Consider the following 25,556-nt stretch of genomic DNA (forward strand, 5'->3'; position numbering starts at 1 on the left):
CTATCCTCCGAGATAGCGCAACGCCACACAGGTAATGTCGTCCGATTGCGGGTTCCCGCCGGCGAACTCACGCACCTGGTCGAGCACCCGGGAGGTGACATCGTCGCACGGAGCCTCGGCGAGCGTGTTGAGCAACGCGTCGAGCCGTTGCTCGCCCAGTTCCTCCGCCCCCGGTCCCTCGGCCTCGGTGACGCCGTCCGTGTAGAAGAACAGCACGTCGCCGGCCTCGAGCTGAAGGGCTTCCTGGCTGAATTCATGGCCGGGAAGCACGCCCAGCGCCACGTCGTGGGTGGTGGGCAGGGCCGACACCTGCCCGCCCCTGTGCACGAGGCGAGGCGGGTTGTGGCCGCCGTTGCAGTAGTTGAAGACGCCGCTCCCGGAGTCGAAGACGCCGTAGAACAGGGTCACGAACATGCAGCTCTCGTTGTCGTCGGCCAACAGGTTGTTGACGTACGCGAGACACTCGTCCGGCCGGCCGCCCTCCAGCGCGTGGCTCCGGAGCAGCGTGCGACAGGCCATCATGAACAGCGCGGCCGGGACGCCCTTGCCCGATACGTCACCGATGGCGACGCCGATCTTGTCCTCTCCCAAGGGCACGAAATCGTAGAAGTCGCCCCCGACCTCCTTCGCCGGAACCATGAGCCCGTGCGTGTTGTAGCGCTCGGTGGAGGGAAAGCTGCGCGGCAGCACCGACGCCTGCATGTCCCGCGCCACGTCCAGTTCCCGGCTCAGGGCCACCAACTGATCCCGGTTGGACAACGCCTCGCGCACGAGCGCCAAGTGCTTCAGGGTCTTGTCGATGGTGATCTCGAGATCGGTGAAGTCGATGGGCTTGGTGACGAAATCGAAGGCCCCGCGGTTCATGGCCGTGCGGATGTTGTTCATGTCGCCGTAGGCCGACACGATCACCGAGCGAATGTTGGGCTTGGTCTCGTTGAGTTGCTTGAGTAGCGCGAGGCCGTCCATCACCGGCATGTTGATGTCCGAGATGACCATTGCGATGTCGTCATCCGCGTCGAGCTTCTCCATGGCTTCCTGCCCGTTGTGCGCAAAGTTGAACACCAACTCGTTTCGGCGGATGCGCCGGCGGAACTTCTGCAACACAAGGGTCTCGAGATCCACCTCGTCGTCCACGACCAAGATCTTGATGGGGCCGTCTGTCGCCTCGGACAAGGCCTCGACGATCGCCTCTTCGAGGTTATCCGGCATCGATGGCGTCCTGTCGTGTCGGGTGAATCGCCAGGATCTCGCTGAAGCCGCTGATCTTGAACACCTCGGCAATGTGGTCCCGCATGGCGCAGAGGACGATCTTGCGGCCTCCCGCCTGCAGTTGCTTCGCCGCCAGCAGCAACACGCGCAGCCCGGCGCTGCTGATGTACTCGATATTCTCGAAGTCCACGACGAGCGAGCCCTTGCCTCCCTCGATGAGTTTCAGCAGAGACTCCTGGAACGGGCTGGCCGTGCTGCCATCGATGCGGCCTGCGGGAATGACGACCGTGGTGTCGCCCTCGGTCTCAGTAGTGAGGTCCAAAACGCTTCCGGTTGCCATCAACTGTCTCCTTTCACGGGGGCGCGTAGGGTAATTCGATTGTATCCGTCGATACGTTGGTAATCAGGGTTCGGGAAAAGGGTCTTGGTCAGGAAGACGCCGAGGCCGCCGATGGGACGGTCGTCGATGGAGGCGAGGAGGTCGGGCTCGCCGACTTCCTCGAACGGATTGAAGGCGATGCCGCTGTCATCGAGTTGGGCCACCACCTCGTCGGCCTCGATGCGCAACTCCACCCGCAGTTCCTGCCGGTCCGAATCCGCGAACCCGTACGAAATCGTGTTGGTCGCCAGTTCGTCCAGCGCGAGGCTCAGGTTGTGAATCTGCGCCTCGGAAAGTCCGTTGGCCTCGCCGAAACGCGCAACCGCCTCGGCCAAGTCCTTGAGCGCTGACGACAGCTCGGGCTCGAGGTCGACGGAAAGCCGGGGAAGCGCTGTCTTCATGACGGTCATCTCGAACAGCGTACGTGTTCTATTATACTTGGGGTCACAACTTGAACCAGTGAGAAGTTAATAGATCAAACGATACCCTGTCAACAACCACCGGGGTGTCCTTCCTTCACCCATCGCGCGAGAGCCTTGTCCGGGTCCGCGATATCCTCCACGGAAGTGTACCAGTATGCCTCCCAGCCGGACCGCGGAAGGCCGGTGAAGAGCATCAGGTTCAGCGGATAGACCTCGCTGTCGGTGCAGCGCCTGAAGTCGTCCCGGAAGAGGAAAACCGGTTTCTCCCAGGCGATGGCCATGCCCAGCTCCACCATGACGCCCTCATCCGGAGGACAGCCGTTGACCACCGCGAACAGCCCGTCCGCGTCGCGCACGTCCCGGAGGTCGGCCTGCCCGACGCGGTATGCCCAGCCGGCCTCCGCCGTGTCCACCTGGTTGTTGCGCGCGAACGGCTCCCACACCTCCACCCCGAGGGCTGCCAGCGCCGCCGCCAGCGCCGCCAGCGGCCCCTCCCGCTGCTGCGCCGAGAAGCCGTAAGGATTGGCCAGGTAGAGGGTCTTCACGGACGCGATCTTTGTGGAAGGCATGGGGTTCGTGTGCCATGCCGGCAGCGCGCGCGCAAGCGACCGGCGGCGATTCTGCGTAGCCGGCTAATGACCCGTCAGCGGAGCATCATGAAAGTGGACAAAGGGAGCACAACGATCCGTGGGTCGTCCACCGTCGCGAAGTAGTCCTGTGTGATGAGGAGCCCGAACGGTGCATGGTTTAGAGACTTGTCGAGGAACGAGCGGATTCCCAAGGTATCGCGGAACGGGTCGATACGCCGCTGATACTTGACTTCGACCGGTATCCGAGTGCCACCCACGGTGAGGACAAAGTCGACCTCCCTATCCGTCCCCCTCTCCGGGAAATGCGCCACATCCAGACCATGCACGGTCGACGCCACTGATCCGAAGATGCTCTCCGCCAGATGACCGGCCAGCGTCGTCAACTCGGGATTTCTCATCAGGGCCTCCGGCACAAGCGGAATGTGTTCCTGCAACCAGCTGGCCCTGAGGCCGTGGTCCACGAGACAGAGTTTCGGACTGCCCCTCCTCCGTTTGAGGCGGATTTCCAAAGGGGGAATCAGGCGGACGAGCAAAGTATCGCCGAGAAACCTCAGGTATTGGGTCACTCGTTGCGAGCCTATGTTCGCTCCCAGGGAAAAGCGGGCCTCTTCCGCCAACGTGGCCATCCGCGGGGTCTGGCCGGCATAGCGACAAGCCAAACGAAACAATTCTTCGAGCAGGTTCGGGTCCCGCTTGCGCCCGCGCTCGCCGATTCTCAGGTCGTGTTGGATGACTCTTTTTATGACGGTTTCGTTGAGGTGATCCGCCAGTTGCGCGAATTCGATATCCTTCTCGCGATGAACGACCGGATAACCACCTCTCTCCCCAAACTGTCTGAACGCCTCCTCGCGGACCTCCCGATGTTCAAGCCCGTGCTCCCGCAAGGCGCTCCAGAACCCCTTGTCCAAGAGATCCGCCAAGCCGTTGTCCTTGAGAAACGGCTCCGGCGCCGCCAACCCGCGCAACGATGCGATCTCGGTCAGCGAGAGCACGCCTGCCTCGATGGTGTTGATCCTCCCGGCCAGGCTATCCCTACCCAATTCGATCCGTAAAGCCGAACTCCCGGTGACCACCGCCTTGACCGAAGCGTTGTCCACCAGAGACTTGAGCTGGGCATCCCATCGGTCCAGATTCTGGACCTCGTCAAAAAAGAGGTACGCGGACTCACCGTCTTGAGCCAACGCATTGAACCGTTTTGGAGCGATGCGACGTTGAAACCAGTCGGAGATGAGCAGAATGGGTTCTACCAAACCCTTCAAAGTACCAAGATCATCGAACTGAACTCGGAGAATCCGCCGCGGATCTACCCCCTCGCGGAGCAAATCCTCAATGATTTGGAACTGTGCCGTGGTCTTGCCGATTTGCCGCGGCCCTCGTACCACGACGATGGGTGCCACGTGAGCCCCAAGACGGCGCCGAATCTGCCCCACCAGATGACGCCGGGTGGGCGGTTGCACCGGCATCGCCTCGTCTTCCCACCACGGATTGAACCGCCGCAAGTTGTCGACCACTGCGGTTGGAAGGCCCGAATCGGCAAATAGGGTCGGCAGTGACATGATCCCGTTCTTCAAGGAAAACCGGCCAGCGCCCCGTCCGTAGAACCTACGCAACGCAACGGCGGCAAGCAAGAGTCTACCAAAGGCTGGACATCACACGAGAGGGCGCAGCCGTTCGCCGCGCCCGGCGTGGTTCAGGCCGCGGCCGTGTCGTCGTGGGCGCGGGCGGTGACGACGAGCAGGAAGAGCATGACCGCGAGCAGGACGGCGCAGCTCAGTCCCAGGGACCACTGGATGCCGACGACGCCCCCCATGATGCCGACGGTGACGCCGCTGAAGGTGCGCAGCCCGAGGCCGGACATGATGAACAGGCCGATCAACTGGCCGCGCAGATGCGCCGGCGAGATGAGCTGGACCAGCGTTTGCGACATGGTGAGGAAGGCCAGGTTCAGGAAGCCGGCGCAGAAGAGCAGGCCCACCGCCACGTAGAAGTACGGCGTGAACGCGAAGATGCCGAGGGCCGCGCACCACAGGATGGCCAGGACCACGGCCGTGCGCGCCCGCGCCTGGAGAAAGCCGCGGCTCTCCAGCAGCACGCCGCTCACGAAAGCGCCGGCGCCGTTGGCCGCTAGCAGCAGGCTGTAGCCCGCCTCGCCCTGCCCCAGCCTGAGCGCGAAGCCGGGCATCTGCGCCTGGAAGGCGTTGCCGACGATCAGCGAGGAGAGACCCACGAGGCACACCATGGAGACGATGACGCGGTTGGCACGGGCCTCGCGCAGGGCCTCCAGGGAACGCGCCCAGGTGGTCCGCCGCGCCTTCACGGTCTTGGTGCTGGCGCCGTGTCCCGTGTAGGGGACGGTAAAGAGCCACAGGGTCAGGGGGAGGTAGAACATGGCGTTCACCACCAGCCCCCAGGCCGGGCCCAGTTTCCACATCATGTAGCCGCCCACGGCCGGCCCCGCGAGGATTCCCAACTGCCGCCCCGTGGCGTTGAGGCGGACCGCGCTCTGGAGGAACTCCGGACCCACCATGTCGTGCAGGATGAGCTGGCTGCCCGGGCTCCACAGCACCCCGGCGACGCCGTGCACCACCAGCAGCGCGCACGCGTGCCATACCGTGAGCGTGTCCGTGATGATGAACCAGGCCCAGGCGATGGTCAGCACGAAGTAGAGTACCATGGCCCACTGGATCACCCGGCGGCAGTCGAAACGGTCCGAGAGCAGGCCCACGTACCAGGACAGCAGCAGAAACGGCGACCAGTGGCTGATGACCGCGAAGCCCTGCAACTCCGGCCACCGGAAGAGTTCGAATATGACCCAGTAGCTGATGACGTGCTCGATGTTGTCCGCCATCATGGACAGCATCGTAAAGCAGAAGTAGGCGCGGAAGTGGCCGTGGCGCAATGCCCCAAAGGAGACGGTGGATTGGGCGACGGCCGGCGACTGCCCGGCTTGGACCCGCGGGTCGGCCGGTCGTGGGGGAGACTCTGGCATGGCGCAGGAGGGAGTGTGGCACGTAGGCTTTTGGGAGACAACTCTCCCGTCAAATCCCTGACATCCCTCTTCTTGCGATCCGGGCCGGACTTGTGGTATGGCATCATCAAACGAACGATGATTGATCGTAACCCCCCAAGAAAACTAAGATAAAGGAGAGGAACGATGAAGAAGCTGGTTCTGGAAAGCACCGCGCCGTTTCAAGGGCTGTGTGAGTTGGTGGCCTACAACGAAGGACTGTTCGAGAAGGAAGGCATTCAGGTCGAGTTCGCCGACAGAGGGACCGGCGACATGCGGACCCACACCGACCTCACCAATCCCAAGGACGCGAACCCCCACGCGAGCCACGGCATGCTCTTCGAACAGGGCAAGGCCGACATGTACAACGCGTGTGAGTGGGGCAACTACTGCCGCGTGCAGGATTCCGCGGTCGACAACGGCCGGCAGATCGGCCGCCGCTCCATCATCGCGTATTCCGGACTCGTGGTGCGGCCCGACTCGCCGGTGCAGACCGCCCAGCAGCTCGCCAACCGCCTCGTGGGCGTGCCGTTCTACTTCGGCACCCACTACCTGGCCATGCACATGCTCGAGGGCTTCCTCACCCGCGACCAGATCAACCTCTGCCAGGCGCCGCGCGGCTCGCGCTACCGCCTGGAATCGGTGATGAAGGGCGAGATCGAGGCCACCACGCTGACCGAGCCGTACCTGACGCTGGCGGAGAAGAAGGGCTGCCGTATCGTCGCGGCCGCCTCGCTCCACGGCACCGAGGTCGCCGCGGACTCCGTGGACGCCGAGACCTACGCCAAGTTCAACCGCGCCGTGTGCGAGGCCGTACGCCGGGTCAACGCCGACAAGAGAAAGTACCTGCAGTACTTCATCGACTACCACAAGGACGATCCCGAGATCGCCGCGCTGACCGTCGACGACCTGCGCGAGAGCCGCCTCGTGGTGGTGGATCCGGCGCCGATTCCCGCGGACGAACTGGAGCGGACCGCTGCCTGGATCAAGAGCTGGGGTCTGCTCGACGAGGACAAGCCGGCCGTGGAGCTGGTCAACCCGGAAGTCCAGTCGAGCGGCCACGCGCTGTAGCCGGCGCCGGCGGAACGCTCCGCAGGGCCGCTTGAGCGCCTCCGTGAGGAGGCCGGCACACTACGGCAAGTCATCCGGGAAACGGGAAGGCCCAATCGGGTCTTCCCGTTTCTGCTTTCTCCCACCGGAATGCCCGCCGTCCCGGCCCTCGACCATCATGACCACCACGCCGTCGTCAGTGGGCCTCTGCCGGCGACCAGGACAGTATCCGCTTGGGCGACGATTCCTTCGGCTGGTCCTCGCATGTTTCATGCTGACCGCCGCATCACCGGCCGCGGGCCAAGCGGTGAACCCCGCTGAATCCCGCGTCTCCGCGCCTCACCGCCTTTCGGGCAACGCCGGCACCCTCGCCGGCACCCTGCGCTTCGGCGGAAGCGCGCCGCCGCCCGGCGTGTTGCGCGTCTACAAGGAACAGGCATTCTGCGGCTCCGGCGTGCCCGACCCGAGCCTCGTCATCGACCCCGCGGGCGGCCTGAAGAACGTCGTCGTGACCCTGAGCGGAACGGGTCTACAGGGACACGCGCGGCCACCCGGCGCCATCCAGCTCGACAACGTCGGCTGCCGCTTCGCTCCCCACGTGCAGGCGGCCCAGGTTGGCAGCACCCTGCTCCTCCTGAACAGCGACCCCATCCTCCACGACGCGCACGCGCGCCTCGGCCGGCGCACCGTGTTCAACGACGGCCTGCCCTGGTGGCGCCGGGTCAAGCGCACCCTGAGCCGGCCCGGCCTCCTGAAGATCATCTGCGAGCTGCACCACGCCTGGATGAGCGCCTACATCGTGGTCTCGCCCAACCCGTTCTTCGCCGTGACCGACTCGCGCGGCCGTTACGCGATCGAGGGAATCCCGCCGGGGACCTACGAGGCGCGTTTCTGGCACGAACGGCTGGGAGAGGCGTCGCGGCGGGTGGTGGTGGAACCCGGAGCGGAACGGCGGCTCGACGTGCTGCTGCCGCCCTGACCAACGGAGAAGAGCTACGACTCCGCGGGGACGCTCGCCCGCAGGCGCCTGACGCCTTCGGCGGCGCCCCCCGGCGCCTTGTAGACGGAGGAGCCGGCCACCAGCAGTCGGGCTCCGGCGCCCACGACCCGAGCGGCGTTGTCCGGGCCGATGCCGCCGTCGATCTCCACGGCGATCTCCAGGCCGCGCTCGTCGAGCATGCGCCGGAGGCGGCGCAGCTTGTCCACGCTGCTCTCGATGAAGCTCTGGCCGCCGAAACCCGGGTTCACGCTCATGAGCAGGACCTGGTCCAGGTCCGGCAGGATGCCGTCCAGGGTGGCCAGCGGGGTGGCCGGGTTGAGCACCACGCCGGCCTTCTTGCCCAGGGACTTGATCTGCTGCACGGTGCCGTGGAGATGCGGGCAGGCCTCCTGGTGCACCAGCAGGGTGTCGGCCCCGGCCTTGGCGAAGTCTTCCAGGTAGCGCTCCGGCTCGACGATCATCAGGTGCACGTCCAGGGGCAAGTCGGTGCTGCGGCGCGCCGCCTCGACGATGAGCGGCCCGATGGTGATGTTGGGCACGAAGCGGCCGTCCATGACGTCCACGTGGATGCCGTCGGCGCCGGCCTCGTCCACCTCGGCGATCTGCTGCCCGAGAGCGCGGAAATCCGCGGACAGGACGGAAGGGAGTATCTCGATTGCGCTCATGTGTGCCTCGGACCTGCGCGGGCTCCTCACGCCTCGATGGTTCAGGACGAAGCGCCGCCGCGGTCCGCCGCCTTCCGGCATTCCGCCTCGACCGCCGCGAGCAGCTTGTCGAACGCCTCGGAGAAGAGCCGCACCCCGTCCTCCAGGAGCTTGTCCGTCACTTCCTTCATGGACACGCCCGCTGCCTCCAGCGCCGCCATGGTCTCGGCCGCGCCCTCCACGTCCTCCTCCAGGCTCGTCCGCGCCTTGCCGTGGTCCCGGAACGCGTCCAGCGTGGCGGGCGGAATGGTGTTGACCGTGTCCTTGCCGATGAGTTCGTCGACGTACAGCACGTCGGGATAATCCGGGTTCTTGGTGCTGGTGCTGGCCCAGAGGAGCCGCTGGGGCCGGGCGCCCTTGCCCGACAACGCCTGCCAGCCCTCGCCCTGGAGGATCTCCTTGTAGCGCTTGTACGTGACCTTGGCGTTGGCGATGGCCACCTTGCCCATGAGGACGCGCAGACGTTCCTTCTCCTGGTCGTCGGCGGCGGCCTCGATGCGCTTCGTGAGGGTGTCGTCCACCAGCGAATCGATGCGCGAGATGAAGAAGCTCGCGACGCTGGCGATGCGCGCCACGTCGCGGCCGTCGGCGGCGGCCTTGGCCAACCCCCGGATGTAGGCCTGGGCCACCTGCTCGTAGGCTTCCCGGGCGAAGAGCAGGGTCACGTTGACGCTGATGCCCTCGCCGATCAGGCGCTCGATGGCCGGCACCCCGGCGGCGGTGCCGGGTACCTTGATCATCAGGTTGTCGCGCGCCACGGTGCTCCACAGCCGCCGGGCTTCGGCCACCGTCCCCTCCGTATCGTGGGCCAGATAGGGCGACACCTCCAGGCTGACGTAGCCGTCGCGGCCGTCGGTCTCGTCGTACACGGTCCGCAGCACGTCCGCAGCCTCCTGGATGTCGCGGGTGGCGATGGCCTCGTAGACCGCCTTGGACTCGGCCGCACCGTCGGCCCCGAGCCGCGCGATGAGGTCGTCGTAGTCGTCGCTGTCGGCGATGGCTTTCTCGAAGATGGCCGGATTGGAGGTGACCCCCTTGAGGCCGTCCTCGTCCACCAGGCGCCGCAGCTCGCCGCCGGTGAGCAGCTTCCGCTGGATGAAGTCGAGCCAGACGGACTGGCCGTGTTCGTTCAGGTCTTTCAACGGGTTCATGCTTTCCTCCGTGCGAGCTGCGCCTTGGCCGCGGCGACCACGTCCGCGGCGGTGAAACCGAACTTCTTCTGCAGGTCCTTGAGCGGCGCCGAGGCGCCGAAGGAACGCATGCCGATCTGGTGCCCGGTGAGGCCGGTGTACTTGCTCCAGCCGAACACCGACGCCTGCTCCACCGACACCCGCGCCGTGACCTCCGGCGGGATCACGCTGTCGCGGTAGTCCTCGTCCTGGTCGTCGAACAGTTCCCAGCAAGGCATGCTCACCACCCGCGCCTTGACGCCTTCCGCGGTCAGGGTCTCGTAGGCTTCCACGCACAGCGGCACCTCGCTGCCGGTGGCCAGCAGCAGCACCTCGGGCTGGCCGTCGGGCGCGTCGGCGAGCACGTAGGCGCCCCGGGCCACGCCGTCGGCCGAGGCGTAGCGGGTGCGGTCCAGGGTCGGCAGCGCCTGGCGCGTCAGCACCAGCACCGCGGGCTCGTGGTGCCGCTCCATGATGACCTTCCAGGCCGCGGTCACCTCGTTGGCGTCGCCCGGGCGCAGCACCATCAGGCCGGGCACCGCCCGCAGCGAAGCCAGGTGCTCCACCGGCTGGTGCGTCGGCCCGTCCTCCCCCACTCCGATGGAGTCGTGGGTGAAGACGTGGACCACCGGCAGCTCCATGAGCGCGCTCAGCCGGATGGCGCCGCGGGCGTAGTCGCTGAAGATCAGGAAGCCCGAGCCGAAGGCGCGCACCTTGATCAGCGCCATGCCGTTCATGACCGACGCCATGGCGTGCTCACGGACGCCGAAGTGAAGGTTGCGCCCGGCGGGGTTCTCGGCCGAGAAGTCGCCGGCGCCGTCGAAGGTGAGGCGCGTCTTGGTGGACGGCGCCAGGTCCGCGGCGCCGCCCATGAGCCACGGCACGCTCCGCGCCAGCGCGTTCAGCACCTTGCCCGAGGCGTCGCGGCCGGCCAAGCCCTTGGGGTCCGCGGGGAACTCCGGCAGGTCCCGGTCCCAGCCGTCGGGAAGCTGGCGGTGCTGCATCCGGTAAAGCTCGTCCGCCAGCTCCGGGTAGCGCTCCCGGTAGTCGTCGATGCGCGCGAACCAGGCGTCCCGCAAGGCCTTGCCGCGTTCTCCCATGCCCGTCCGGAAGTGCTCGCGCACGCCGTCGGGGACGTGGAAGCGCGCGTCCTCCGGCCAGCCGTAGCGCCTCTTGGTGAGCTTCACCTCCTCCTCTCCCAGCGGCTCGCCGTGGGCGCCGCTGGTGTCCTGCTTGTTGGGCGAGCCGTAGCCGATGTGGCTGTCGACGATGACCAGGGTGGGCCGGTCGGTGGTGTCGTGGAAGGTGCGGAACGCCCGCTCCAGCATCTCCAGGTCATTGGCGTCGCCCACGCGCACGACGTTCCACCCGTACCCCAGGAAGCGCGTGGCGACGTCGTCGGAGAAGGCCAGGGCGGTGTGCCCCTCGATGGTGATGCGGTTGTTGTCGTAGATCCAGCACAGCTTGGAGAGCTTGAGGTGCGCGGCGAGGGAGGCGGCTTCGTTGCACACCCCCTCCATCATGCAGCCGTCGCCGCACAGGGCGAATACGTCGAAGTCGATGAGGTCGTCGAAACCCGGCTGGTTGTAGCGCGCGGCCATCCAGCTTCCGGCGAGGGCCATGCCCACGCTGGTGGCAACGCCCTGTCCCAGGGGGCCGGTGGTGGTCTCCACGCCCGAGGTCCAGCGGTACTCCGGATGGCCCGGGCAGCGGCTGTCCAACTGGCGGAACTGCTGCAACGCCTCCAGCGGCACCGACAGGTCGCCCAGCGTCTCGTAGTCCTTGCTCACCGCCTTGACCCCGGTCAGGTGCAGCAGCGAATAGAGGAGCATGGAGGCGTGCCCCGCGGACAGCACGAAGCGGTCCCGGTTGGGCCAGATGGGATCGTCGGGATCGAAGCGAAGGAAGCGCTGCCACAGGCAGTAGGCCACCGGCGCCATGGCCATGGGCGTGCCCGGATGCCCGGAGTTGGCCTGCTGGACCCCGTCGATGGACAGGGTGCGGATGGTGTTGATGGACAACTCGTCGAGATGGGCGTCGCTCATGGACGGTGGACTCCTTGTGGCGTGAGCTCCTTTTCTCAAGTGTGCCAGATGATCCGCGCCGCGCACAACGAAGCTTAGCATTTTCTCTTGGCCACTTCGCTTGCATTTTGTGGCTGATTGGATTTCACCTGTGGACTCGGTCTACATCTCTCGAACCAAGGCCCTATGGAACCCTTCAGTCCCGCTGAGCGCGAGCGGCTCGCGCCCTTCTTCACCAACGTGGACCGGCCGGTCTTCGGCCTGCGCCTGCCACAGGAGGTGTCCGGCGCGCTGTTCTCCCGCTACAGCCGCTCGGCCCGGGACCTCCGGCGCACGTTCCTGGACGAGTTCCTCGGCGACGCCGACCTCTCCCCCGCACTCGGCACGCCCGCGTCCGCGGGACCGGACGACCCGGCGGTGCAACGCGCCCGCGCCTTCTACGACCGGGTGCTCGTGGGCTACGGCGACGACTCGGTGGCGCAGCTCGGCGGCGCCCACGTCGCCTGCGAAGACATCTCCAACGTGGCGGCCAAGGTCCTGGAGGACGCGCGCATCGGCATGGCGCCGCTGGAGAAGTCCACCCGCTACGTGCGCTTCGACCGCAAGGACGCTTCCGGCCGCTACCTGTATTATGTCGAGCCGACCCTGAATGCCTCGCCGCACCGGCGCGACTACCTGGAGCTCATGGAGCTTCTGTTCGACACGTACTCGCGCCAGATGGAACCCGTGATCGCGCACGTGCGCAGGTCCCTGCCGCTCGAGGAGATGGCGCTGCGCAACCCGCGGACCGGCGACCCCATCACCTACGCCGAGGCGCGAAAGGACGAGAAGCTGGCCAAGTGGGCCGAGAGCGCGTACCGCTCCACCGTGCGCGCCCAGGCGTGCGACATCCTGCGGGGTTATCTGCCGGCGGCCACCCGCACCAACGTCGGGCTCTTCGGCGTGGGACAGGCGTACGAGTACCTGCTGTCGAAGTGCTACTCCAGCGACCTCGCCGAGCTGCGCGGCCTCGGATCCGCCATGCGCGGGGAGCTCGACGCGCTCATCCCGTCGTTCGTCAAGCGGGCGCGGGCCAGCGCCTACCTGTCGGAGACCTTCACCCGGACGCGCGCGTTGGCCCAGGAGCTGGTGACGGAAGCCGCGCTGCCGGCCGAGGACGTGACACTCGTCGACTACGACGACCAGGCGGAGGAGCGGGTCATCGCCGCCATCCTGTACCCGCACACGCGCCAGCCCCTGTCACGGTTGCGCGAGCTGGCGGCGGACATGCCGGAGGAGCGGCGGCAGGCGGTGCTCGACGCCTACATGAAGGGCCGCGGGCACCGGCGCGAGAAACCCGGACGCGCGCTGGAACAGGTGTTCTACACCTTCGACATCACCGGCAACCTGGGCATCTACCGGGACCTGCAACGGCACCGGCTGCTGAGCCAGGAACGCCAGGACTTCACCACGGCGCACGGCTACGACACGCCGCCCGCGATCGTCGAGGCCGGCTTCGGCGACGAGTACCGGCGCTGCATGGAGCGGGCGGCGGAGGGCCACGACCGCATTCACGCGGACCATCCGCGCGAAGCCCAGTACGTGGTGCCGTTCGCCTATCGGGTGCGCTGGTACATGAAGATGAATCTGCGGGAGGCGGTGCACGTCGGCGAGCTGCGGACGCTGCCCCAGGGGCATCCCGACTACCGGGAGATTACGCAGAAAATGTGGCGTGAAATCCGAAGCGTGCACCCGCGATTGGCGGGTTACGCCAAGTTCATCGACTGGGAGACCTACCGGCTGGGGCGGCTCGCTTCGGAACTGCGCACGGAGTTCAAGAAATCCGGGCGGTAACGGTCGCGCGGCCGCCGCCGGCGGCGTGTGTCAGGCAGCTTCGCCCATCGCGCTGGCGCGCGCCGCGACCTTCTCCGCCTTCCACTCCCGAAGGCCCCGGCGCAGGTAGCTGGGCTCGATTCCCAGAATCCCGCAGACGTTCTCGAAAGAGACGAAACCGGTGTCCTCCGTGTCGAAGATCCATTCCTCGGCTTCCCGGAACTCCGTTTGCCTCTTGGCGGTCCGGGCGAAAAGGTACTTCCGGTAGCAGGAGAGGGCGTCTTCCAGCAGAGCCAGCAGCAGCAGCTTCTCCGGCTCCAGCGGCGTCTTCCGCTGGGTGGTCTCCGCGTACTGTGCGGCGTCCACGCCGTCGGCATCGAACAGCGTGACCGCATCGAATGCTTCCGCCGTCAAGCGTTCCCGCGGCTGTTCGCGGGGCTCCGTGGCCTTGCCGGCAACCTCGGTTATTTGCGTTTCTTGCTTCATCTCCGGTACCGTCCTTCCCATTAGACTAGGGCCGGTTCCCTTTTCTTTTTCCTACTATTTGTTCTCAGTTAAAGGGTAAAGCGCCACCCTTCCCAAGTCAAGAAATTCTCTCCATATTTTCGCCTCGAACCATGCACTTTTTCGTGGACTGTACATTGCGCGGCGGCCCGCTTGCGTGAGCGGTACGCCGGACGAGCACGGGTAGGCCGTTTGCCATATCCCCGGCGCACCAGTAAAGGGGAACTATCCGTTTCAAAGGCTTCCGAAGAACTCCTCCATATCGTGACGCGCAAGATCTTCTACGGCTGGTACATCGTCGGCGTCGGCTTCATTTGCTACCTTGGCTCTTCCTTTGCCCTTTCCAGCACCCTCAGCGTCTTTCTCAAGCCCCTGACCACGGAGTTCGGGATCTCCCGGGGCATGTTCTCGTTCATCCGCAGCGGCGAGGTCATGCTGTCCTCGGTGGTGGCCGCCCTGGTCGGACCCCTCATCGACCGTTACGGGGCACGCTGGCTCATCATCACGGGCGCGCTGGTGGGAGGGGCGGGCTTCGTCCTGCTGAGCCAGGTGCAACAGTTCTGGCAGTTCATGGTCATACGCTGGCTACCGGTCACCATGGGCGACACCCTCATCAGCTACATGGTGGTCAACGTGATGATCTCGCGCTGGTTCGTGCGCAGGCGCGGCCGCGCCATCTCCATCGCCAACACCGGCAACGGCATCGCCAAGTCGACCATGCCGCTCCTCGCCGTGTGGCTCTTCGCGCTGGTGGGGTGGCGCCACACCTGGCTCGTTTTCGGTCTCCTCACCTGGGCGATGGTCGTGCTGCCCGCGTTCCTGATGGTCCGGCGCAGTCCCGAGGACATGGGGCTTCTGCCGGACGGCGCCTTCGCCCCTTACGAGCCTTCCCGCGGGCGGACACCGGAACGGCAGAGCCCGCCGGCGCCGTCCGTGGACATCCCGTGGACGCGCAAGGAAGCCGTCCACACCAGCACCTTCTGGCTGCTGGTCCTCTCCTTCGGCATCGTCAGCGTCGGCATCATCGGGTTGAACCTCCACGTCTATCCCTACATCACGGACATCGGCTACTCGCCCGAGGTGGCCGCGACGGTCATGGGCATGATGGCCTTGACGCAGATGGGAGCGACGCTGTTCTGGGGCCTCACCGCGGACCGCATCGACGTGCGCAAGGCAGCCTTCGCCCAATTCGTGGTGCAGGCGTGCGGACTGGGCCTGGCAATGTCCGCCGGGGGCATCACCGCGGTGTACCTGGGGTTCCTCCTGTACGGGTTCGGCCTCGGGGGAAGCTTGGTGATCCGCGAGCTCCTGTGGGCCAGCTACTTCGGCCGCATCTCGCTAGGGCGGGTGCGCGGACTGGGCTTCCTGATCACGCGCGTGTTCACCACCGCCGGCCCCCCCTTCTTCGGCTTTTTCTACGACTACACGGGCAGCTACTTCCTGTCCTTCAGCTCCTTCATCGCCGGCCTGCTGGTCTCGGCGTTCCTGGTCCTGCTGCTGCGCCCTCCGCGGAAACCCGGATCGGCGCCGGACGCCCCGGACGCGGCAGCACCGTGAGAGCCTTCATGCTGCGGAAACCCGACCCATCCTGGATCGTCGCAGGCGCCGCCTCATTGACCTTCGGCTTCGTCCGCGGCCTGCACACGTCCTTCGCCGTCTTTTTCGTGGCGCTCCTCGATACGTTCCAGTGGAGCCGCGGGGTGACCGCCGGGCTTCAGTCCGCGAGCCTGATCATGGATGCCCTGGTGTCGCCCTTCATCGGACGGCTCACCGACCGCCTGGGGCCGCGGCGGGTCGTGGCCGCGGGCGGCGTCCTCCTGGCTGTGGGCCTGGTCCTCTGCAGCCAGGTGAGCACCCCCTGGGAGCTCTATCTCTACTTCGGGGTGGTGATGTCGCTGGGGTTCGCGGCCAGCGGCGTGGTGCCCCACGTGCTGGTGGTGGCGGACTGGTTTCCCACGCGCCGGGGACTGGTGCTGGGCATCGTCTACGGAGCCGTGGGAGTGGGAACCCTCATCCTTTCGCCCCTGAGCCAGTGGCTGATCTCCCTGTGGGGCTGGCCGCGGGTGTTCCAGGCGCTGGCGGCGGCCATCCTCATCGCCGTGGTGCCGCTGGTGTGGAGCACCTACCGCCCCAGCCCCCACGACGCGCATACGCCGGCGGGAAGCGGCGGCGGCACCCCGGCCGGCCAGTGGTCGGTGCGCCTGGCGTTGAGGAGCATCCAGTTCTGGAGCCTGTTCATCTCGCGGCTGTTGGGTTCCGTCGGCACGGTGCTGGTCATTACCCATCAGGTCGCCCACGTGGTGGACATCGGGTATGGCCACATCTGGGCCGCCGGCGTCTTCGGCGTGATGGCGTTCGTCAGCGCCGCCGGCCGGGTGACCTTCGGCTACATCGCCGACGCCTTCACCAAGCGGGCGGCCTACACCCTCAACATCGTGTGCGCGGCGGTCGGCGTCACGGCCCTCACCCTGGCCACGGACACGGCGCAACCTTGGCTGCTTTACGTTTACGTCGGCGGCTTCGGCATCGCCTTCGGCTCCCGCGCCGTGATCCTCTCGGCGATCACCGCCGACATCTTCGCCGGCCGGGGCTTCGGCACCATCTTCGGCCTCTCGGTGGCGAGCGTGGGATTCGGCGGCGCCACCGGCGCGTGGCTGGGCGGTGCGCTGCACGATCTCACGGGCGACTACGCCGCCTCGTTCAACGTCGCCAACGGGCTCCTGATCTCCTCGGTGGTGGCGGTCTGGATCACCGGCCTCGACTGGATGCGCCGTTTCGACCAGCGACTGTGGGCGGACAGCCCCCCGGGCACCTGAAGCGGTGATTGACTCCGGGGAGGCGATTGCCTAGTAAACTCCCTTGAGCCACCCGCGCCCGCGCCGGCCAATGCCGCATTGGCCACTGCCGCACCGGCCGCTGTCGCACCGGCCATTTCACGCACGCCGAGGAAAGATGCATGCACCGTGACCGCTGATTCCACGCATCCCGCCACGAAACCACGCCTCTTCTATGGCTGGTACATCGTCGGCGCCGGCTTCCTGGCCAACATCTCCTGTGCCTTCTTCCTCTCCAGCACCCTCAGCGTCTTCCTGAAGCCGATCACCACCGACCTCGGTGTCTCCCGGGGCATTTTCTCCCTCCTGCGTTCGGGCGAACACCTGCTGTACGCCGGCATGGCGCCGTGGATCGGGGCCAAGCTCGACCAATACGGACCGCGGCGCATGATGGTCGCCGGCGCGATCCTCTCGGCCATCGGGTTTCTGCTGCTGGGGCAGGTGGGTTCCTTCTTTCAGTTCGCGTCGGTGCGCCTGACCCTGATGGCCGTGGGCCATGCGCTGGTGTGCTACTTCGTGGTGAACGTCACCGTGGCCCGGTGGTTCGTGCGCATGCGCGGACGAGCCCTGGCCATCTCCCACCTGGGGCACGGCATCGCCAAGATAGTCATCTCGGCGGTGGTGGGCTGGCTGCTGACGTTCATCGCGTGGCGCCAGGTATGGACCCTGTTCGGCGCGCTCGTGGTGGTGCTCGCGGTCATCCCGGTGGCGATCCTCATGCGCCGGAGCCCGGAGGACATGGGGCTTCATCCGGACGGCGCTCCCCCCCGGAAGGCCCCGGGGGCGGCGGGTCGTGTGCAGGAGCGGGCGGCCGGCACCGAGGACGGGCCGGAACCCGAAGTTCGCTGGACGCGACGCGAGGTGCGGCGCACGTCCACCTTCTGGTTGATCATCCTGGCATTCGGCATGGTGGACATCGGCATCACCGGTCTCAACCTCCACGTCGTCTCCTACGTCTCGGACCTGGGATTCGGCGGCGTCCCGGCCGCCCTGACCATGACCGTAATCGCCGGGACGCAAGCGTCCTCCGGACTGCTGTGGGGCTTCGTCGGCGAGCGCGTCACCGTCCGCAAGGTCGTCTCGTTCCTGTTCCTGGTGGAGGCCGCCGGTCTGTACGTGGCGGCGAACGCGCAGGACCTCTCGACGATCTACCTCGGGTTCTTCTTCTACGGATTGGGCCTCGGCGGCGCCCAGGTGCTGGAGGAGGTCATGTGGGCCAACTACTTCGGCCGGGTCTCGCTGGGCACGGTCCGCGGCGCCGCCCTGCAGATCATCCTGCTGTGCGGCGTCTGCGGCCCGCCGTTCTTCGGTTTCGTGAATGACTACACCGGCTCCTACACGATCTCGTTCTACATGTTCATCGGCATGCTGCTGGTCTCGTCGGTGCTCACGCTGACGATACGGAGCCCGCGGCCGCCGGCTGGAGTCGAAGCGGCGGCGTGAGCATGCAGACATCGGCCAGACCCAGGGTTTTCTACGGCTGGTACATCGTCGCCACCGGCTTTCTCGTGCAGGTGGCGTGCGCCTTCTACCTCTCCAGCACCCTGGGCGTCATGCTCAAGGCCATCACCGCCGAGATGCGGGTCTCCCGGGGCACGTTCTCGCTGATGCGCTCCGTCGAGCTGGTGGCCTACGCCGCGGTGACGCCGTGGATCGGCTCGTTGCTGGACCGCCACGGCGCGCGCCGTCTCATGGTCATCGGCTCGATCATCTCGGTGGCCGGCTTCGTGCTGCTGGGCTACGCCCGGAACTTCTGGGAGTTCGCGGCCGTGCGCGTCGCCCTGGTGTCCATCGGTCACGCCTTCGTCTGCTATTTCGTGGTCAACGTCGCCATCTCCCGCTGGTTCATACGCCGGCGCGGCCGGGCCCTGGCCATCGCCCACGTCGGCCAGGGCGTTTCCAAGACCACCATCGCCCTCGCCGTCGCCTACCTCATGACGGTCATCGGCTGGCGTTCGGTGTGGGTGCTTTTCGGCGGGCTCGTGGTGGTCCTCGCGCTGATCCCGGCGGCGCTGTGGATGCGCCGGAGCCCCGAGGACATGGGGCTGCGTCCCGACGGCGACCCCGACTATGCCGCGGCGCCGGACCGGGGCGCCTCACGGCCCCCTGGCCCGGCCCCCGAGGACGTCACCTGGACCCGCCGGGAAGCCCTGCACACGCCGACGTTCTGGCTCATCACCTTCATCTTCAGCACCGTCGACATCGGCATCGCCGGCTTCAACCTGCACGTGCTCGCCTACATCTCGGACCTGGGCCACTCCATGGTGGCGGCGGCATCGGTGGCCACGGTCATGGCCGCCACCCAACTTGGCTCCGGCCTCCTGTGGGGCTTCATCAGCGAGCGGGTCAGCGTGCGCCGGGCCACGGCGCTCATGTTCGTGGTCCAGGCCGTGGGCCTGGTGGTGGCCATGAACACCGGCGGCCTCATGTGGCTGTACGTCGCCTTCTTCCTCTACGGCTCCGGCCTCGGCGGCGCCCACGTGCTCCAGGAAGTCATGTGGGCCAACTACTTCGGACGCATCTCCCTCGGCACCGTCCGCGGCCTCAGCCTCCCCATCCTCCTCCTCTGCGCCGCCATCGGCGCCCCGTTCTTCGGCTACCTCTACGACTACACCGGCAACTACGACCTGTCGCTGGTCCTCTTCATCGCCGTGCAGGTCATCTGCGCCGGGGTGACGCTGCTGGTGCGAAGGCCGGTGAAGCCGGACTGGGCTCCGGCTGTTTCGTGAACCACGGTCCATCCATCTTCAGAAAAAACGCGATCTCTTCCTAAAGTCCGGTTTCCGCCCGGCGATTAAAACTGTGAGGGCGGAAACACCCGCTTTCAAAATTCCAGAAGGAGGAGTACAGAATGGAAATGTTAGCCTATTCCGAAGAGAAACGGTCCGTCGTGATCCCATGGATCCTGGATCCCGAACACGACGGCCTCGACCTGGAGGTCGATGGGTGTGGGTGCGGCTGCGGCGACGGTGGATGTGGTTCGTGCGGGTGCTCGTGCACGTGTTCGTGCAGTTGTTCGTGTTCATGCGACAGCACCGGCGCCAATAGCGATGATACCGGCGACCACGGGTCAGGGGACCACGACGATTCAGGGGCAGGGGATGACGACACGCCCGGCATAGGAAGCACCATAGCTGAGGTGGCCCTTCAAGGTGCATGCCTCGCGGCAGGTGGCGCCGCCACCGCCGTACTGGCCACGAGCACCGCCACCGTCACCACGGTTGCAACTGCCAATCCGCTTCTCGGGGCTGCTGCCGGAGGTGGTGTTGCGCTCACTGCAGGTACGGCGGTCGTCTCAACCTGTACGTCCATCGACCTCGACGGTGACGGAAAGTAACCGTCCCTCTGCCAGATCAGTCATGATGGCTCGCCGTCAGTGGGCGCATGACTGATCTGGCCCTTCCAACCCATCAACACGGCCACTATGAAACAGAGGCATTCATGACGATTCAACCGCTTGTGTTCACGGCTTGTTACCTGCTGGGCGCGCTGATCCTCGCCGCTCTCTTCCTGTTGGACGAGCTTTACCTCGATTCCTTTTTCTCGACTTGGCATGTTGAATTTGGTCTTGTTCCTATTCTTTGGTTTGCGTACGGCACAAAACTCAATTTCCCGGAGTCCATCTTCGGGTTACTCACGGCTCTTCTGATCTTCTTCCTGTCGGTTTATGTTTCTCTTCCCCTAGTCCTTCCTGATTTTGGGGATGATTCATGGCCAGAAACCACGCTTCATTCGATGATTCTCCTAACCGGTATGGCGATGACTCTTTTGCTATGTCGTCGCTTCAAATCGCGAGCAAAGGCGAAGTCGTCATGACCGAGCCGTCGTTCACTGGCTTCGACAGATCCCATCGTAATTACATGGAGGGTATGAAGATGGCGTCGGTATTCACGAAACACCTCCAACGTCTTTTCTATGTGATTTTTCCGCTTCTCGCGCTTTGCGGAAACGCCGACACGGCTGCCGATACGTCAACCCATTCATCCCCCCGCGCCACCCAACCTCCAATGCTTCTTGCCGCCGAAGAGTTCTACACTTACCGACCCCAACGCTGGGGACACCAATTGTCTCCCGACGGAGAACGACTGGCGTGGTTTGAACGAATCAACGGCGAACCCAAGCTACACATTCGCGTACTTGGCACCGGCCACACCTACTTCATGCGCCTGCTCAAACACGTTCCAGGGTTTCAGTGGGCTCTCGACAACAGACACGTGACTTTTCGCCGTGCCGTAGACAAACACTTTAACGTGCATCTTTTTGCGGCTGATACCGACTCGCCGCAAAGCGATGCTCGCGACATCACGCCGTTCGAGGGCGTCAATGTCGACTGGCATCTCGCCTTGCTGGAGACACCCGGGTCCGTATTGGTGCGGATGAACCGCCGACAACACGACATGTACGACCTCTACGAGATCAATATCGAAACCGGCCACTACGACCTGCGGGCCACGAATCTCGGGGAGACGGCGTACTGGCTGATCAGTCGGACCGGCTCGGTGGTGGGGCGAGTGCAGTCAGTCGCAGACGGCGCTTGGAAGCTCCAGGCAAGCCCTGGAGACACCGGCTGGACGACCCTGCTGACCGGCACGTTCAGGGATACGATCATTCCCGTCCACAACCTGCCGGAAGACGGCGCTAGGGTACACATGCTGACCAACGCCAACAGAGACAAACTTGCGGTCATCGAACTCAACCTGAACACTGGGGAACAGAAGGTAATATTCGAGGCGCCGGACGTGGACACGACGAAATTTTGGGCGGACGTCCGTCGCTACGAGGTGTCAAGTGTCCTGTACTTCGATCCCCTTCCGTCTTATTTTTTCTTCGACCGGGAGTTGCAAGAGGATTTCAGGCGGCTCTTGGGGACAGCCCCCGTTTTGCATAATTTCTCCAGTGGCAGTCTCGACCATACCCGGCTCATAGTCCATGCTGAATCCGACCGCCAGGGAACCGCCACCTACTTTGTAGATCGGTCAACGGGAGCTAAGGAGATCCTGGCCGAACACCCGCTACGCAAACACGCAGATATCCTCTCCGAAACACAACCCGTGCGTTTCCAGGCACGCGACGGACTCCCGATCACCGGCTACCTGACCCTCCCGAACGGCACCGACGGCAAGGGCCTGCCCATGGTCCTGAAGGTTCACGGCGGTCCCTGGCTGTCGGACTCCTGGGGGTTCGACCCCGAGACCCAGTTTCTCGCTAATCGCGGCTACGCTGTGCTGGAAGTGAACTTCAGAGGCTCAACGGGTTTCGGCAAGAGTTTCCTGGAACGGGGACGCCGGCAATTCGGTAGGAAGATGCAGGAGGACCTGATCGATGCGGTGGACTGGGCCATCGCCAAGGGCCATGCCGATCCGGAACGGATCGCCATTTTCGGCCACAGCTATGGCGGCTACGCCACGCTGATGGCCATGGCGCAGACCCCCTACAAGTTTGCCGCGGGCATCAGCGCCATGGCGCCCACGGACCTTACACTTCTGGTGGACAGCTCTCGCCGGAACCCTCGTCTCTCGGCTTGGTGGCTCCATTTCGCTGGCGACACGCACAATGAGGCCGATTATCAAGAGCTCAAGCAGTACTCACCGGTCACCCACGCCCGGCGAATTCAACGTCCCCTGTTGCTGTTCCACGGCGCCAAGGACATGAGAATCCCGAAGGAACACTTCGACCGGCTCCTCGTGGAACTTCGGAAGGGAAGCGCGCCCCTCGATTACCTCGTTCTTCAAGACGAGCGGCACCACATAAGGAAGACGGCCAACAAGCTCAAGTACGCTCGGCGAGTCGAGCGGTTCCTCGCCCAACATCTGGGCGGTCGGGCGGCGCCCCTGGACTGATGGGCGAACGGGCCGAAACCGGCGACTGAATGACCCCGCTTGGCTCAAAGGAACGTCCGCAACACTCGCCGCCACAGAGGATCACAAACGCTCTACGGCCAGTAGGTCTTCCCCTTGCGGTCGGTGACGAACAGCTCGGAAGGAAGTTCGACGCCGATTCCCTGCCTGCGGGCGGCTTCGTAGAGGATGCGGGCGGTGGCGGCGAACTGGATGCCCATGCCGGTGTTGTTCTTGAAGACGATGATCTCGTCGTCGTTCTCGCGGCCGCGGCACTGGCCGGTCAGCAGCTCGCCGGGTTCGTGCAGGTCCTCTTCCTTGATGAGGTCGCGCTCGATGCGGGGGAACAGCGCGGCCTGCTTGTCGAGGAAGACCTGCCTGCGGAAGCCCACCACGATGAGATCGGCGCGCTCGATCACGGCGTCGTCCAACTCGTGGCGGGCGAGGTAGCTGTCGCCGCCCACGATGCTGTTGACGAAGGCGCCCTTGTCCAGCCACTCGCCGTTGATGACCGGGTCCACGGTGTTGTTCGTGCGGTTGTTCGTCGCTGACGCATTGGACACGGCTGCCGATACCGCAAGGGGAGTCGGTCGACAGTTTGCATCCCTCCCGCAGGAGGGATGCAAACACAATAGGCATTCACCGAATGTTCGGAAAACCGAGGATGAGAAACGCCATGACCAAACACTTTCGCGTGAAGCATTCATCATCTGTGACTCTGGGGCTGGGGCTGCTCTGGATCGTCTTGGCCTCCAACTCCGCCGCCGGTCAAACAAGGACCCTACCCCAAGAGACACCGCTCAACGTATGTCTGGACAACAACAGCGACTGGAGCGCACGGGTAGACGCATGCCGCACAACCGCCGAACAGGGTTTGTCGGAAGCCCAGTACCGCCTCGGCGCCATGTACTTCAAGGGACGCGGCGTACGGCAGGATGCTGACCAAGCGAGACGTTGGTACCGACTTGCTGCGGAGCAAGGCCACCCGAAAGCACAGTACAATCTCGCGACCATGCACGCGTTGGGCCAAGGCATTCCCAAGGACCTTGACACGGCGTTGCGCTGGTACCGATCCGCCGCCGAACAAGGGAATCCGGCCGCGCAGTACAACCTCGCGACCATGTACGATCGAGGACATGGACCGCAAAAGGATCATGCCGAAGCGCTGCGCTGGTACCACTCGGCAGCCGAACAAGGGTTTCCCTTGGCGCAGACCCAACTCGGAACCATGTACCATGCGGGGCGCGGAGTGCCCCAGGACTACGCCGCGGCGCTACGCTGGTACCGCTCGGCAGCCGAACAAGGAGACGCGCGCGCGCAATACAACCTTGGAACGATGTATGATAAGGCGCACGGCGTGGCCCGAGACTACACCAAGGCCGTTCACTGGTTCCGCATAGCTGCGGAGCAACGACACGTCGGCGCGCTATACAACCTCGGTTTGATGCATTCGAAGGGTCACGGGTTACCCGTGGACTATGTCAAGGCCGCCCAATGGTACCGTAAGGCCGCTGAAGAGGGATTCGCGCTAGCGCAGTTTCAACTTAGTCTTATGTACATTCAAGGACTCGGGGTTGGCCGAGATCTGGCGCTCGCGTACATGTGGCTCGACCTAGCGGCCGCCGGTGACACGCAGCCCTGGATGGCCGCGCGTGACAAATTAGTGAAGGAAATGGCACCTGAGCAGGTAGCAGAAGCGCGGCGAATGGCACGCGTATGGTTGACAAGGCGCCAGGGGAACGAATAATCGGTTCCAAGACGCGGCCAAGTACCGCTTCGGCCCTCGATGTTCGGCGTCCGAGCGACGGTTGGAATTCCCCTGCCTACGGCGAGTAGGTCTTCCCCTTGCGATCCGTGACGAACAGCTCGGAAGGAAGTTCGACGCCGATGCCCTGCTTGCGGGCGGCTTCGTAGAGGATGCGGGCGGTGGCGGCGAACTGGATGCCCATGCCGGTGTTGTTCTTGAAGACGATGATCTCGTCGTCGTTCTCGCGGCCGCGGCACTGGCCGGTCAGCAGCTCGCCGAGTTCGTGAAGGTCCTCTTCCTTGATGAGGCCACGCTCGATGCGGGGGAACAACTCGGCCTGCTTGTCGAGGAAGACCTGCCTGCGAAAGCCCACGACGATGAGATCGGCGCGCTCGATCACGGCGTCGTCCAACTCGTGGCGGGCGAGGTAGCTGTCGCCGCCCACGATGCTGTTGACGAAGGCGCCCTTGTCCAGCCACTCGCCGTTGATGACCGGGTCCACGGTGTTGGTGGCGGCGGTGACGATGTCGCTGCCGCGCACCGCTTCTTCGGCCGAGTGCACCGGCACGATCTCGACCCCCGCCTTCTCCGTCATCTCCTCGGCAAACCGTTCCCGGTTGGCCCGGGTGGGGCTGAACACCTTGACCTTGTCGAGCTGGCGCACGGCGCACGTGGCTAGGAGCTGGGTCTTGGCCTGTTCGCCCGAGCCCACGAGACCCATGACCCGGGCGTCCTTGCGCGCCAGGTGTTTGGCCGCCACGCCGCTGGTGGCGCCCACGCGGAAGATGGAGATGTAGTGGTCGTCCATGATGGACAACAGCGAGCAGTCTTCCATGTCGAACAGGAAGACGAGGCCCACGTAGTCCCCGGGGTAGATCCGCCGCTTGGTGCCGGCCACCTCCTCCTCGTCGGAGAAGGTCGAATCGATGCGGAGCCCCATGGACTTCATTCCCGGCACGAGCCCCATGATGTTGTTGAAGTAGTACTGGAAGCCGGGCTTCTTACCGGGAGCCTGGACCCGAATCCGCGCGCGGGGTGAGTTGACCGCGGCGCCCTCGCCCATCTCCCGATATGCCTGCTCGATGGCGTCGATCTCGTCCGCCATCGGCACCAAGTCTTCGAGTTGTTCATTTTTGAGGACTAGAACCATTCTTCTCCTCCGGAAGTCTCGGCTGAACCGTTTCTGTCTCCACCCCTCCTGGATTCCCGCTTCCCAGGCTGTGTCAAGACTGATGAGGCAGAGCCCCATCGAGTCGTCATTCCCGCGG

22 protein-coding genes are annotated in these 25,556 nt (G+C 65.1%); 10 read left to right on the forward strand and 12 right to left on the reverse strand.

What is annotated here, in order from left to right:
* The 6 genes from OXF11_05975 to OXF11_06000 all read right to left on the reverse strand — a co-directional run bounded on the left by OXF11_05975 (position 1) and on the right by OXF11_06000 (position 5,589).
* Complete coding sequence (locus OXF11_05975) at positions 1-1,209, reverse strand: SpoIIE family protein phosphatase (protein MCY4486650.1); 1,209 nt, start codon at positions 1,207-1,209, stop codon at positions 1-3.
* A complete protein-coding gene (locus OXF11_05980) occupies positions 1,199-1,549 on the reverse strand; it encodes an STAS domain-containing protein (protein ID MCY4486651.1) in 351 nt (116 codons plus the stop codon). The genes OXF11_05975 and OXF11_05980 overlap by 11 nt, the downstream gene beginning before the upstream one ends.
* The gene (locus OXF11_05985; protein ID MCY4486652.1) at positions 1,549-1,989 is read right to left on the reverse strand and encodes an ATP-binding protein; all 441 of its coding nucleotides are present in this window, start codon (positions 1,987-1,989) and stop codon (positions 1,549-1,551) included. The genes OXF11_05980 and OXF11_05985 overlap by 1 nt, the downstream gene beginning before the upstream one ends.
* A gap of 89 nt (positions 1,990-2,078) precedes the next feature.
* Positions 2,079-2,579, reverse strand: a complete 501-nt coding sequence (locus OXF11_05990; GenBank protein MCY4486653.1) for a nucleoside 2-deoxyribosyltransferase — start codon at positions 2,577-2,579, stop codon at positions 2,079-2,081.
* 74 nt (positions 2,580-2,653) lie between these two features.
* Entirely contained in the window at positions 2,654-4,156 is a 1,503-nt protein-coding gene (locus OXF11_05995) for an ATP-binding protein (protein ID MCY4486654.1), read from the reverse strand.
* A gap of 134 nt (positions 4,157-4,290) precedes the next feature.
* Complete coding sequence (locus tag OXF11_06000) at positions 4,291-5,589, reverse strand: MFS transporter (GenBank protein MCY4486655.1); 1,299 nt, start codon at positions 5,587-5,589, stop codon at positions 4,291-4,293.
* Positions 5,590-5,754: 165 nt separating this feature from the next.
* Between OXF11_06000 and OXF11_06005 the strand changes: the two genes are divergently transcribed.
* Entirely contained in the window at positions 5,755-6,678 is a 924-nt protein-coding gene (locus tag OXF11_06005) for a hypothetical protein (protein MCY4486656.1), read from the forward strand.
* A gap of 250 nt (positions 6,679-6,928) precedes the next feature.
* Entirely contained in the window at positions 6,929-7,636 is a 708-nt protein-coding gene (locus OXF11_06010) for a carboxypeptidase regulatory-like domain-containing protein (protein MCY4486657.1), read from the forward strand.
* 14 nt (positions 7,637-7,650) lie between these two features.
* Here the strand turns inward: OXF11_06010 and rpe are convergent, their stop codons facing one another.
* From rpe to tkt, 3 genes are read right to left on the reverse strand one after another with little or no spacing between them, the layout of a single operon-like run.
* Positions 7,651-8,322: a ribulose-phosphate 3-epimerase gene (gene rpe, locus OXF11_06015; protein MCY4486658.1), complete on the reverse strand. Its 672-nt coding sequence runs from the start codon at positions 8,320-8,322 to the stop codon at positions 7,651-7,653.
* 41 nt (positions 8,323-8,363) lie between these two features.
* Positions 8,364-9,512, reverse strand: a complete 1,149-nt coding sequence (gene tal / locus OXF11_06020) for a transaldolase (GenBank protein ID MCY4486659.1) — start codon at positions 9,510-9,512, stop codon at positions 8,364-8,366.
* Positions 9,509-11,575, reverse strand: coding sequence for a transketolase (gene tkt, locus OXF11_06025; protein MCY4486660.1), 2,067 nt, complete (start codon positions 11,573-11,575; stop codon positions 9,509-9,511). The genes tal and tkt overlap by 4 nt, the downstream gene beginning before the upstream one ends.
* Before the next feature lie 165 nt (positions 11,576-11,740).
* Between tkt and OXF11_06030 the strand changes: the two genes are divergently transcribed.
* Positions 11,741-13,387: an FAD-dependent thymidylate synthase gene (locus tag OXF11_06030; GenBank protein MCY4486661.1), complete on the forward strand. Its 1,647-nt coding sequence runs from the start codon at positions 11,741-11,743 to the stop codon at positions 13,385-13,387.
* Between the two features lie 30 nt (positions 13,388-13,417).
* On the opposite strand, the gene OXF11_06035 is transcribed toward OXF11_06030, so the two are convergent.
* On the reverse strand, positions 13,418-13,852 hold the full coding sequence (locus OXF11_06035) for a hypothetical protein (protein MCY4486662.1): 435 nt from the start codon (positions 13,850-13,852) through the stop codon (positions 13,418-13,420).
* 282 nt (positions 13,853-14,134) lie between these two features.
* On the opposite strand from OXF11_06035, the gene OXF11_06040 reads away from it, so the two are divergent.
* The 6 genes from OXF11_06040 (at position 14,135) to OXF11_06065 (ending at position 22,544) form a co-directional block, all read left to right on the forward strand.
* The gene (locus OXF11_06040) at positions 14,135-15,427 is read left to right on the forward strand and encodes an MFS transporter (GenBank protein ID MCY4486663.1); all 1,293 of its coding nucleotides are present in this window, start codon (positions 14,135-14,137) and stop codon (positions 15,425-15,427) included.
* A gap of 8 nt (positions 15,428-15,435) precedes the next feature.
* A complete protein-coding gene (locus OXF11_06045; GenBank protein ID MCY4486664.1) occupies positions 15,436-16,686 on the forward strand; it encodes an MFS transporter in 1,251 nt (416 codons plus the stop codon).
* Between the two features lie 147 nt (positions 16,687-16,833).
* Positions 16,834-18,147, forward strand: a complete 1,314-nt coding sequence (locus OXF11_06050; GenBank protein MCY4486665.1) for an MFS transporter — start codon at positions 16,834-16,836, stop codon at positions 18,145-18,147.
* A gap of 2 nt (positions 18,148-18,149) precedes the next feature.
* Positions 18,150-19,433 (forward strand): MFS transporter, encoded by a 1,284-nt coding sequence (locus OXF11_06055; GenBank protein ID MCY4486666.1) that lies wholly within the window; start codon positions 18,150-18,152, stop codon positions 19,431-19,433.
* 655 nt (positions 19,434-20,088) lie between these two features.
* Positions 20,089-20,520, forward strand: a complete 432-nt coding sequence (locus tag OXF11_06060; protein MCY4486667.1) for a hypothetical protein — start codon at positions 20,089-20,091, stop codon at positions 20,518-20,520.
* A complete protein-coding gene (locus OXF11_06065) occupies positions 20,517-22,544 on the forward strand; it encodes a S9 family peptidase (GenBank protein ID MCY4486668.1) in 2,028 nt (675 codons plus the stop codon). The genes OXF11_06060 and OXF11_06065 overlap by 4 nt, the downstream gene beginning before the upstream one ends.
* A gap of 92 nt (positions 22,545-22,636) precedes the next feature.
* Here the strand turns inward: OXF11_06065 and OXF11_06070 are convergent, their stop codons facing one another.
* Positions 22,637-23,104 (reverse strand): hypothetical protein, encoded by a 468-nt coding sequence (locus OXF11_06070; GenBank protein ID MCY4486669.1) that lies wholly within the window; start codon positions 23,102-23,104, stop codon positions 22,637-22,639.
* A 101-nt stretch (positions 23,105-23,205) separates the two neighbouring features.
* Here OXF11_06070 and OXF11_06075 point away from each other — a divergent pair, with 101 nt between their 5' ends.
* Positions 23,206-24,288 (forward strand): hypothetical protein, encoded by a 1,083-nt coding sequence (locus OXF11_06075; protein ID MCY4486670.1) that lies wholly within the window; start codon positions 23,206-23,208, stop codon positions 24,286-24,288.
* Positions 24,289-24,364: 76 nt separating this feature from the next.
* Here OXF11_06075 and OXF11_06080 read toward each other — a convergent pair whose 3' ends face one another.
* Positions 24,365-25,438: an ornithine cyclodeaminase family protein gene (locus OXF11_06080; protein ID MCY4486671.1), complete on the reverse strand. Its 1,074-nt coding sequence runs from the start codon at positions 25,436-25,438 to the stop codon at positions 24,365-24,367.
* Between the last annotated feature and the right edge of the window lie 118 nt (positions 25,439-25,556).

The sequence above is a fragment of the Deltaproteobacteria bacterium genome, from assembly GCA_026712905.1.
Taxonomy (GTDB): domain Bacteria; phylum Desulfobacterota; class Binatia; order UBA9968; family JAJDTQ01; genus JAJDTQ01.